The sequence below is a fragment of the Bradyrhizobium diversitatis genome (assembly GCF_016031635.1).
GTDB classification, from domain to species: domain Bacteria; phylum Pseudomonadota; class Alphaproteobacteria; order Rhizobiales; family Xanthobacteraceae; genus Bradyrhizobium; species Bradyrhizobium diversitatis.
Genome location: NZ_JACEGD010000006.1, coordinates 317,752 through 328,108, shown reverse-complemented (window position 1 = coordinate 328,108; position 10,357 = coordinate 317,752). Strand labels below are relative to the sequence as shown.

Sequence of the window (10,357 nt, the reverse complement as noted above, 5' to 3'; positions counted from 1 at the left end):
CGAAGACATACCCTACGATCAACATCCGGATCATCAGCTCCGGATCGATCGACGGGCGACCCATGGACGAATAATGAGGAGCAAGTTCGCTGCGAAGCCAGGATAGATCGAGAGCAGTGTCGATCTTCCGCACCAGATGATCTTCGGGAACTACATCGCTGAGATGAAACTCGTAGAACAGTTGACCTTGGTCACTCTTCAGACGGCCCATCATGGATCGACCTCGTCGCGATTCGCGTCAACACAACGGAATCACGCTTGCTGGCTCGTCTCAACTGACTTTTGCAACAATATCGGCCCTTAGCTGCCTCTTCTATCAAACGCCGACGTGACTGCTTTCGGCCCATAAGCGGACCACTGGCAGACCGCGACGGAAGCCCTGCTTGTGACCGACATCGGACGTGCTGCCGTTCTCAAATGGTTTATTCTGGTTGGTAACTGTCTCAGCACACCTTTACCGCCTTGGGTCGCTCGGTAATAGTTCCCCCGTTCAACCTGTGGGGGAATCATGAAGCATGTTTTTACTTTGGCTATAGTTTTAATTGCGTCTCCCGCCTCGGCAGCGCCGCCATATGCTTGCCACCACGATCCGATCTGCCAAGTGAAGCGTGATGGCATTTCGGTGGAGCAGGCCAAGCGGCGCGACAGTGGCGCGGAGCCCAGCAATAGTTCTCCGCATGCATTGGCTTGCATGAAGAAATACGGCTTCACCTATGCGGAGTGGCGCGCATACACGGTCCCCGCATCAAAGGCCGAGCCTTATCGGAGATGTCGTGACGGTAGAGGATAAGAACCGAGAGTGAGGCCGCCTCAGTTGGCGGCCTCTTTCATTTTGCAGGCACCAGTAATTTCTATCTGGCGCCCCCTCGCCACGCTTCTAGGACATCAACCAGCTGCAGGAACTTCTGCCTGCTTTTGTGTTCATTGGTTTTATAGGTCTCGCTCGCAAGCCAGCAAACGGGTTCTATTTTACTGTCATTAGCATTCATCCGGCCCCGCCTCTGGGCGTTTATCAGTGGCAAGTTTCCTCCAGGAAACCGCTCACTGTCTGATTTCCCGCTGCTTTACATAGCTCACATACCGATCGATCTGGTTGGCTAAGCGAAGCCAACTTCTAGCCAAATCTCCAAGCATCCGACTTTTGGTGCCATCCTGTGTTTCCTGCGACAACCGATAGCAGTCTGCTGATTGATCTCTGCAATAATTTGAAGTCTGCAAGATGCTATCTCCAACATTGGCGTCCTGATCGACGACGTCATCTCTTCGTCGTCGACAATACATCGCAATGAATATCGGAAGTGAAAGACCGGGCGTCGGCCTCCAACCGCGGCTGCGCGTGAAGGTTCCTAGAGCCGTTTTATTCTCAAGGACTCAAGGCGCGCCCCTCTCAGCACGGCCGCCTGCGATGCGAACGGGACGCGAGAATCAGTCCAGCGGATGACTTGTCGATCGTCAAGTTGGATCTTCGGTACGTCGGATAACCGCACCTCGCCCTGACCGGAGGAATACGGTTGAATTGGTCGGCGCACACGCATCATTGGACGCTTGAGACCGGTGCATCGGTACGGCTTATGGCCGCCGCGAAAGGCCAGACTGTCCCGCCTCGCGGCGTGGAGCTGCCGATTCTTCTAGGAGACGGAACGGTCCTCAAGACACTGGTGACTGATTCTTCAGCCTATCGGATCGTCATCGAGTTGGACAGCGGCCATCTTCGGCGCTTGGCACCCAAGCCAGGGGAGCCTTCAAATCCCATCCGTTTCCCCGGTTCGTGCTGGATCGTTCAGCGCCGCATATAGAGCGGGCGATCACCGGATGGGGTCGAATCCAGAGGCTGGAACAATGGGGCTCGTAGTTGCTGTCACTGCCGCCAATTTCGCGGCAATTTTTCTTGCCGAGATTGGCGAAAAGTAGCACCGCAGGATTCTCGCGACGCTGCTGGCTAGATAACGAGAGCGCGCGGAGAGTTCCTGCACTACTGATATGAGTGTGACTTGGCCTAGACGATGAAGTCCGTCGCATGCAGGTCCGCCGTGTGGACTCCGTGCAGCGTGATCGAATCGCTGGCCGTCAGGTGGATAACCGCATTACCGGAGCTATCGTCGCTGATCAGGCTCTTCAGCGCAGTCCAGTCCGCGAGGCCGTAGTCCCGCACGTCGATCAGATTGTGCTCGATCGCCGTGCTGCCGACGATAATATTGCCTTGATTGAAAGTCATGGATCAGATCTTGTCCCGAGCCCATGTCGAACGCGAAGATGTCGCTGTTCGGTCCGCCCCACATTTCGTCGTTGCCGCCTTTGCCGTTCAGGATGTCCCTGTCGCCTGTGATCGAGCCTGGCGTCGCTGGATCGTAGTACCAGGCGTCGCCCAACACGTTGTCAGCGTACGATCCGCCCGTAAGGACATCGTTGCCTCCATGCGCATTGCCGGACATGAAGGAGGCATCGCCGATCATTAGGAAGGAATCGTAGTGAAGATTGCCGTTGAGATCGACGACGGTGAAGGTATCGTTTCCACGTGCATCACCTGAGAGCCCACCCGCATCACCGTATAAGTTCCCGCCTCCAGTCTGGGCTTCGTCTCCAATCGTGAAGACGAGGTTGCCATTGCCGCCGTGCGCGTGATCGGTCAGGCCGAACGCATCGACAGACCGGCTCGGCAGTTCTGTACGGCGGCGAAGCACAGCTGCGCGTACTGGCGATGTTGCTGATGACGTTGCGGGGCACGCCGTTTCTCTTCATGGCCGACGAGATGAGCCGCAAGCGCGTTCCGATTCCTTCCGACCGCGTCCGCGATCCCTTCGAGAAGCTGATACCGGGCCCATGGGGCTGTGCCGCGATCCCGAGCGCGCGCCGATGCGCTGGGACGACAGTCCCAACGGTCACCAGCGGCGATCCATGGCTGCCGCTGGAGCGCCCCGACGGCGCAGCCAACGTCGCCGCGCAGCAGCGCGACGCGCGTTCGATGCTCGCGGTTTCGCGCGCTGACGTCGCTGCGGCGCGAGCATGCGTGCCTGCGCCTTGGCGGGTACGCGCCGCTGCGCGCGCAGAACGAGATTCTCTCCTTGAACGGACCGATGGCAGCAGCCAGATCCTGGTCGCGCTCAACATAGCGGCCGAGCCGCGACAGCGCCACCGGCAGGGTCGCGACCGCCTGTCGATGTCGACGCATCTCGACCGGCCGTCCGAACCGCTGCTCGACGCGGCTATCCTGCTCCGCGGCAACGAAGGCGTGATCGTTGCGATTGAAGCGCGGTGACCGCAGGAACCATCCGCGCATCAGAACGTCTGATCCACGCCTCCGCCATCCCGCTGTCGGAGGCGAACTGCACGAAGCCGCGGCCCCAGCACTGCCCCGCGCCGGGGTTGGCGGCGTGAGCCCGGAGGCAGCTCATGAGCAAGACGACGAGACTTCAACACCGGATCGTCGGCAAGACCAGGCAGGCCGTCGGCGAGATCATCGGCGACCAGACCCTGCACGATGAAGGCAAGGCCCAGGCGGAGCGCGGACGCGACGAACAGGATGCGCCGAGCGAGATCGATCCGCTGAAGAAGCCCAAGCAGCCGACGTGAACGCGGAGCCACGATCCGCCACTTCCGATACAGCGCGGCCTGCCGGCGGAGACACGCTGCAGCCCAGGGAGCGGCAGCGCTGCTCGCGCTGGATTGCCGCCGCCGAACTCGCCCTGATCAGCAGCACCTTCTCGACGCTTCTGAGCCAGTTGTTCGCCGCCCGCATCGGCCGCGATGCCGCGGTCGACTGGATGACGGTCGCGGCCATTCCCGCGCGTGACTGGGCGCTCAGCGCGGAGCCGTCGTGGGGCGCGATCCTCACCGGCATCGCCTTTCACCAATGGGCGGATTTCTCCTGGGCACTGGTCTTCTTCGGGGTGCTCGGGCGCTGGACCGCGGATCTGCGACCGTTGACGATCCTGCTGCTGGCGCTGCCTTGGGCGTTGTTCTCCTCGAGCCTGGAATGGTTCGTGCTGGTGCCACTGCTTCCGTTCTGGCAGCCGCTGTTCACACTGCAGCAGCCCTACTGGATCGGACTACTGGTCCATGGCTGCTCGGCCATGATGTATCCCTTGTACGCGCGGTTGCGCTGGCGCCGCGGCCAGGCACCGGTGCGCGACATTCGTTTCACCAATGCGTGGAGCACCGGCGCACTTGTCGTGATCGTGCTGCTCGGGACGGTCGCGTTGTTCGGCGCCCATGGCTACGAGCTGCCATGGATCGGTCGCGACAGGGATGCGGACCAGATCTATATCAGGCACATGAGCGCGCATCACGCCCAGGGCATCGAGCTTGCGCGGCTCGCTACCGAACGCGCCCAGGATCCGCATCTGCGCAAGCTCGCGATGCTGATGGTCGCGAGCCAGAACGGCGAAAACCAGATCTTCGAGAACTGGTGGCTGAGCTGGTTCGACACCGAGATGCCCGACTGCAGCACGGATGAACGTACTGCAATGCCCGGTTACTTGACGCCGGCCGACATGCGACAGGTCAAGACCGCGTCGTCCGACCAGTTCGACGCGGCCTTCATAGCGGCGATGAGCAAGCATCATGCCGGCGCGGTCAGGATGGCGGACCGAATGTGGCAAAGCCGCGGCGATCCGCGCCTGCGCATCATGGCCCACGCCATTCGCCACGAACAGCAGGGCGAGATCGCGCTGATGCACGCCGCGGACGGCGTCGCGGCCGTCGCCGCGGCGGTCCGCAACATGTTCGCCGACAACGTCAATTGAGCGCGGGGAAGCTCGCTTCGGCGAGCCGATAAAGTCATAAGGCCCTTAGGCTTCAGCAAACAGATGCGGCGGATGGCGGGCCGAACGAAACCGGGCACCTCGCAACAGTCTGAACCTGGCGACCGCTATGCTACCGGGCGCTGATGGGCCAGAAACTCCATCGTCCAGGCAAGCTGCGGCTTTCTCCCCGAGTTTGCCCCTGTGCAGATCGCCGACCGTTGGCTCGGCGATGGAGGCTTCTCACTGAACGCCCCATTCGAACCGATCCTGGAGAGCGGGACACCGCCTCGCCTTTATGTCGTCGATCTCTTTGCGCGCGACGACGGGGTTCCTGACGGCCTCGAGGCAGCGGCCGAGCGCAAGAGCGACCTCATCTTCGGCAACCAGACTTATCAGCGGCTGCGCCATGCTTCCGAGGCTCGCTGGCTTCGCGCCGAGCTTCAGGGTTTGGTTCACGAAGACCAGATCTACCTCCTGAGCTATCGACCAGGCCAGGGGGAGGCGGGGCCCGAAAAATCCTTCGACCTCTCGGACATCGCAATGGCGCAGAGATGGCGGGCTGGCCGTCTGGACATGGAGCATGCGTTGAGCCTTGCCTGCGACTGCAACAGCATCTGCAGCGTGCGCCGGGCTCAACGGACGGGCGCCTGAGCAGGCGCAGCGCAGCTTCAGCCCTCCCGAACGCTGCATTGACGGATGTCGTCGAGGAATTGGATAAGCCCCTCATCGGCGGCAGCGCCCTCGGGTGAGGCAATGGTCGTGATGCCCCAGTTCGCGAGCACGGCTTCCTGCACCGGATTGCGTTGAGCGACGAAGACGAAGGATCTTGGCCCGTCCTGGCGGTGCCCGGATTCATCCCAGGTCTGCCAGATCCGGTGCAGCAGCAGCCTTATGTTTGGATCCGACATGCTGTACCCGATGAAGAGCAGCGTGCTTCCAAGAGCCGGCACGAAATCGGATATCGAGCGGTGAATCGAAGGCAAGGCGGTTGAGGAAGTCGGTCTCGGTCAACACGAGCGAGGCGTCATCGTCAAAATCGCCGTGATATTTGATGATGTGCATCACGCCGGATCTCGCGCCCGCAATCTCCTTGGCGTTGCTGATCTTCGCATAAGGCCGATCGAGAACCTCGAAGGCAGTTTCGAGATTTCGATTGTAGTTGGTCGTATAGATGACGGGAAAGTCGAGATCGACGATCAGGCGGTGCAGCTTCGAGTCCGCGATTCTCTTGGGATCGACGCGCCAGTTGCGGTCGAGCCAGCTGCGCAACGGGCCGACGCCGCCGCGCTTCAGCCGGTAGTATTCCGCCAGCATCTGATAGCCGCCATGCATCCCATCGATGACGTCGCGATCGAGGCAGAGATCGTCCAGCAGATGGTCGATCAGGGATTGCCAGGAGGGCAGCCCTACCGCCATCGAAATGCCGGCGCCGACAAACAGGATTGCACGCCGCCGCCTGATCGCAGCTGCCAGGATTTCGTGAGGCGCCTCCTCGGCTATGAGACCCGCTGGTTGCTGGTTCATCTCACAGAATGGCCGGATCGGCGGGGCGTTCCTAAAGCGGCCGTCATCGACTGAGGAAAGGCCCCGCCCTTCCCCGTCCGTGTCGCAAAGCGCACGATCAGCCGCCGGAGCTCGGCCTTGTGGACCAGGCGGGCCGCTGTTTTGGCCGAGACCCAGATCGCATCGCGTTCGCCCTTCTCAGGCCACCAGCGCTCCTGGCCATGCACCTTCATGGGAAACACCGCGACATTCATGGTCTGCTTGCGCTCGCCCTTGCGCTTGCGATGCTTGAAGCTACCCAACGCGCGCTTCGCGATCACACCGACGAGCCCGGCCTCCTCGTAGGCTTCGAGCGCAGCTGTGCGGTGCGGCTCCGTGTTGGGCATCAAAGAGCCCTTCGGGACACTCCACCTGCGTTTGCGTCTCGTCGTGATCAGCATCACGTGAAGCTCGGATTTATGCAGACGAAATGGAAGCGCGGCGAATTGCTTCTTGCCCATCAGGTATCTCCAATGGGTTGATAAGCAAGGCCTAACGCCATGGTTCCTGCGGACAGCGTGGGCGCACCCATTAGACATCCTCCACCATTTTGAGGCGCAGGGCGGAAATGGCCTCGCCGGGATTGAGGCGCTTCGGGCAGCGGCATTTGGAGCAGCAAGCGCAAACTCAGATGGATCCGAAGCAGCGCAGCTGAAGGACATCGTCCAACGAAAGCCCGAATAGAACAATACGAAAGGCCGGCGCCGTGGCGAGCATGAGCAGCAGCAGGAAGAGTGCGTACACGAGCCCCGGCGGTGTTCTTCTAATGAGGCTGTAGATCGCCTTGCCCATGAACTTTCCCCTGCGCTCCGCGCACCAGCCTGGCACCCATGGCTAGCATCGCAGCTCCCCACAACAGAAAGCCGATATCCCAAAACACCCGCTGCGCCTCGGGCGCCGTCTCGTTGACCTGATGCAGCCGCAGGATCTGGTGATCGATCACACCCTCGACCAGATTGAAGATGCCCCAACCGAGCAACATCACGCCAAGACATCGCTCGTTCGACCAGTCCAGCCCATCCTTCCGCGCCCGCTGCCACAGCAAATAGAGGCCCGCGAGCACCAGAACGTAGGCTGCGCTGTGGAATAGGCCGTCCCAGAGCGTATTGAGCCTGATGTTGTTGAGAGAGTTGAGAGGATACCAGCCGCTTAACATATGATGCCATTGCAGCAGCTGGTGCAACACGATGCCATCGAAGAATGCACCCAGCCCAAGCCCTAGAAGTATGCCTGCGGATGTCGGAAAGCCATTGGACTTCTCATCTTGCATTTGATGCACTCACACAAGGCGCAAAAGATGCGGGGCAAGTCATCGCACTGTTCGGACGTTCCTATATTTTGCGCCTCCGCTTCGTTGATGCCCACGGATCGCAATCTGTACGCGCGCCGGCAAAAACATGCATTAACGACCGCGACGTCCCAGATTCAGATCGCGATCGGATCTTTGGGAACAAAGGCTGCGGCCAACGCGTCTGTCGCCCACATGTTGAGGGCGCAACATGGCGGGACGCTTGGACTTCACAGCACACCGCGGCGACCAACACCGGCGCCCTACTTAAACGGCCCAACAGAAGCGAGAGAGGTTGTCATGCCATATGCCGTGTTCAAGGATGGTGAGAAGCTGAGCCGGACGTTCTCGACCAAGCAGGAGACGCTCGAGAAGGCCGACGAAGCAGGGCTGGTCGAACACGACGGCGAACGCCCCGTGCTCGAGGACGAGTTGAAGATCGAACCGTGCGCTCCCGATGCCGAGGCTCACGATGACGCTGATCTCGATTGGACACCGGCAAAGCCGTCGCCGTGATGTTCAGCTGGTATCGCCACAGCTCGCATCGGCTGGAACGACCGATTTACTGGAGGGTTGGTGGCACAGGCGACAGCCCTGCATTCCCAACCGAATGAGGAAACGATGCCAAAGGCACCCAAGTCCGTCGAACACGATCCAAGAGAGACGCCGGCCGATGATCCGCGGCAGCAGACCGACATGCCGACGCATCGCCAGACCGACCAGCCCTGGCAGGGCAATCCGGAGAAGGATCAGATTGATCCAAACCGGCCTCCGATCGATCTCGAGAAATGGCAAAAATCAAACACTCATTAGGAGTCCCCGGCTGGCCAGCCAGTCCGAGCTTTAGAGCGTATCAATCGAGCGTGTGGACGACCGGCCGAAGCTCGCCCGCCTCGCCGATCTCGACGGTCGCCAGCGTGACCGGCAGCCTGAAGCGCCTCGGCCCGGCGCTGCCCGGATTGAGATAGAGGACGCAGTGGACCACCCTCACGCTCGCCCGATGCGAGTGGCCACAGATCACCGCATGGACCCCGCTGGGCGCAGGCTTCGCGGCCAGCTCCTTCAGATCATGCAAGACATAAAAGCCGTGTCCACCGAGGCGTATGGTCGTTGTCTCAGGATAATCGCGCGCCCAGGCGCCGACGTCGACATTGCCTCGGATGGCTGTCACCGGTGCGATCCGGCGTAACTCGTCGAGGATACGCTCGGCACCGATATCGCCGGCATGAATGAAATGCGACACGCCGGCGAGGCAGGGCGCCACCTCCGGCCGGAGCAGGCCATGCGTATCCGAAATCACTCCGATCTTCAAAGTGGCATCCCTCCGGCGGACCGAGAACTCCAAGGGATTAGGAACCCCCGCAGTGCGCTCGCATTGCTGCCTATCTAGCCGGAGTTCACCATTGGGCAACAATGGCGTCATGGCAACCGCGTTCCCACCAGCTCGGTCCGCCGGCTCAGCCCGCGAAGCCGTACGGCGCCGCGCGCGACGAACGACGCAGCCACCTAGGCAAGGATAACGGATGCTCGAAGACCTGCGCGCGATCATGCAGCCCGGTGCGATCATCGCCGTTCTCATCGTGCTGGCGCTGATGGCAGCAGCCGACGCGGCCATCTTCATCGCGGCCAGAGGATGGCCGTTCTAGGCCAGAGCCGAAGGGAGGGTCGCCGTCACCAAGCCAGCGCCCTCCACACCAACCGCTCCGACGACCTATAGGAACCTTCATACGTTTGACCGGTTCGCCCTCCAACAGGGGAGCACGGCAAACATCGATGCCTGTCCGGATGCGAACGGCTCTGGTGCCATTTGCGACGTTGCCGCTGGCCGATTGCGCCGGCCGGCAGTCGGCGCTCGACCCGCAGGGACTTCAATCCAACCAGATTCTCCAGACTTTGTTCATCTTCCTGATTGTCGCAGCCGTCATCTGGACCGCGGTCGTCGTCGTCCTGTGCATCGGCCTGCTGCGCCGGAAGCGCCACGCCGACCAGCCTCTCGCGCTGCATCAGGGCTTTGAACGGACCAGCGGTTACGTCGTCTTCGGGTTGGGGCTCGTCACCCTCATCATCGTGCTCGGTCTCTCGATCGTCAGCTACGCTGGCCAGCGCACTGTGTTCGCCAAGGACGAGCATGCCCTCACCCTCAAGATCATCGGCCATCAATGGTGGTGGGAAATTCGTTACGAGGATGACAGCCCCCATCAGAGCTTCGTGACCGCAAACGAGATCCGCATTCCCACCGGCCAGCCGGTGAAAGTCGAGCTTGAATCCGCCGACGTGATCCACAGCTTCTGGGTGCCGAGCCTGACCGGAAAGATGGATCTGATCACCGGGCAGAAGAACGAACTTCAATTCACCGCGAAAAACCCCGGCGTCTACCGCGGCCAGTGTGCTGAGTTCTGCGGCCTTCAGCACGCCCACATGGCCTTCGCGGTCCTCGCGTTGCCGCCCGACGAGTACGGGCGCTGGCGGGATCACGAGAACCAGAGCGCCACCAGCCCGACCGACACGCTCGGCAAGCAGGGCGAGCAGCTGTTTCGCGCGAGAGGCTGCGCGCTCTGCCATACGATCCGCGGCACGCTCGCGGGCGGCCAGCTCGGCCCCGATCTCACGCATTTCGGCAGCAGGACGACGATCGCGGCCGGAACGCTGCCGATGTCCTCGGCAACCCTCGGCGCCTGGATTGCCGATCCCCAGCACATCAAGCCCGGAAGCAACATGCCCAAGATGCCGCTGCAATCGGGCGAGCTCATCGCGATCATTCATTACCTGGAGCAGCTCAAGTGAG

General features: G+C 61.3%; 14 protein-coding genes and 1 pseudogene. 8 read left to right on the top strand and 7 right to left on the bottom strand.

What is annotated here, in order from left to right; translation table 11 throughout:
• The coding region (locus H1B27_RS08150; protein ID WP_376708974.1) for a transposase at positions 1 to 214 on the bottom strand (214 nt) is incomplete at its 3' end.
• Positions 215 to 1,996: 1,782 nt separating this feature from the next.
• The gene (locus tag H1B27_RS08145) at positions 1,997 to 2,215 is read right to left on the bottom strand and encodes a hypothetical protein (protein WP_197965633.1); all 219 of its coding nucleotides are present in this window, start codon (positions 2,213 to 2,215) and stop codon (positions 1,997 to 1,999) included.
• A 522-nt stretch (positions 2,216 to 2,737) separates the two neighbouring features.
• Here H1B27_RS08145 and H1B27_RS08140 point away from each other — a divergent pair.
• The 4 genes from H1B27_RS08140 (at position 2,738) to H1B27_RS08125 (ending at position 5,393) form a co-directional block, all read left to right on the top strand.
• Positions 2,738 to 3,256, top strand: a complete 519-nt coding sequence (locus tag H1B27_RS08140) for a hypothetical protein (protein WP_246515256.1) — start codon at positions 2,738 to 2,740, stop codon at positions 3,254 to 3,256.
• A 134-nt stretch (positions 3,257 to 3,390) separates the two neighbouring features.
• Positions 3,391 to 3,570: a CsbD family protein gene (locus H1B27_RS08135; protein ID WP_197965632.1), complete on the top strand. Its 180-nt coding sequence runs from the start codon at positions 3,391 to 3,393 to the stop codon at positions 3,568 to 3,570.
• Positions 3,567 to 4,742: a DUF305 domain-containing protein gene (locus H1B27_RS08130; protein WP_197965631.1), complete on the top strand. Its 1,176-nt coding sequence runs from the start codon at positions 3,567 to 3,569 to the stop codon at positions 4,740 to 4,742. The genes H1B27_RS08135 and H1B27_RS08130 overlap by 4 nt, the downstream gene beginning before the upstream one ends.
• Positions 4,743 to 4,943: 201 nt before the next feature.
• Positions 4,944 to 5,393, top strand: coding sequence for a patatin-like phospholipase family protein (locus H1B27_RS08125; RefSeq protein WP_197965630.1), 450 nt, complete (start codon positions 4,944 to 4,946; stop codon positions 5,391 to 5,393).
• A gap of 17 nt (positions 5,394 to 5,410) precedes the next feature.
• Here the strand turns inward: H1B27_RS08125 and H1B27_RS08120 are convergent.
• From H1B27_RS08120 to H1B27_RS08105, 4 genes and pseudogenes are all read right to left on the bottom strand, one after another.
• Positions 5,411 to 6,266: pseudogene (locus H1B27_RS08120) on the bottom strand (SIR2 family protein).
• The gene (locus H1B27_RS08115; RefSeq protein ID WP_197965629.1) at positions 6,263 to 6,745 is read right to left on the bottom strand and encodes an NUDIX hydrolase; all 483 of its coding nucleotides are present in this window, start codon (positions 6,743 to 6,745) and stop codon (positions 6,263 to 6,265) included. The pseudogene H1B27_RS08120 and the gene H1B27_RS08115 overlap by 4 nt, the downstream one beginning before the upstream one ends.
• Positions 6,746 to 6,911: 166 nt before the next feature.
• Complete coding sequence (locus tag H1B27_RS08110; protein ID WP_197965628.1) at positions 6,912 to 7,076, bottom strand: hypothetical protein; 165 nt, start codon at positions 7,074 to 7,076, stop codon at positions 6,912 to 6,914.
• Positions 7,048 to 7,554, bottom strand: coding sequence for a DUF2243 domain-containing protein (locus tag H1B27_RS08105; RefSeq protein WP_197965627.1), 507 nt, complete (start codon positions 7,552 to 7,554; stop codon positions 7,048 to 7,050). The genes H1B27_RS08110 and H1B27_RS08105 overlap by 29 nt, the downstream gene beginning before the upstream one ends.
• A gap of 318 nt (positions 7,555 to 7,872) precedes the next feature.
• Here H1B27_RS08105 and H1B27_RS08100 point away from each other — a divergent pair, with 318 nt between their 5' ends.
• Together H1B27_RS08100 and H1B27_RS08095 are read left to right on the top strand one after the other, a co-directional pair.
• Positions 7,873 to 8,088, top strand: coding sequence for a hypothetical protein (locus H1B27_RS08100; RefSeq protein WP_197965626.1), 216 nt, complete (start codon positions 7,873 to 7,875; stop codon positions 8,086 to 8,088).
• Between the two features lie 60 nt (positions 8,089 to 8,148).
• Positions 8,149 to 8,385, top strand: a complete 237-nt coding sequence (locus H1B27_RS08095; protein WP_376708973.1) for a hypothetical protein — start codon at positions 8,149 to 8,151, stop codon at positions 8,383 to 8,385.
• A gap of 40 nt (positions 8,386 to 8,425) precedes the next feature.
• On the opposite strand, the gene H1B27_RS08090 is transcribed toward H1B27_RS08095, so the two are convergent.
• Positions 8,426 to 8,995: a metallophosphoesterase family protein gene (locus tag H1B27_RS08090; RefSeq protein WP_197965625.1), complete on the bottom strand. Its 570-nt coding sequence runs from the start codon at positions 8,993 to 8,995 to the stop codon at positions 8,426 to 8,428.
• A 100-nt stretch (positions 8,996 to 9,095) separates the two neighbouring features.
• Here H1B27_RS08090 and H1B27_RS40765 point away from each other — a divergent pair, with 100 nt between their 5' ends.
• Complete coding sequence (locus H1B27_RS40765; RefSeq protein WP_283810574.1) at positions 9,096 to 9,218, top strand: hypothetical protein; 123 nt, start codon at positions 9,096 to 9,098, stop codon at positions 9,216 to 9,218.
• 139 nt (positions 9,219 to 9,357) lie between these two features.
• A complete protein-coding gene (coxB, locus tag H1B27_RS08085; RefSeq protein WP_246515254.1) occupies positions 9,358 to 10,356 on the top strand; it encodes a cytochrome c oxidase subunit II in 999 nt (332 codons plus the stop codon).
• Position 10,357: the final 1 nt, after the last annotated feature.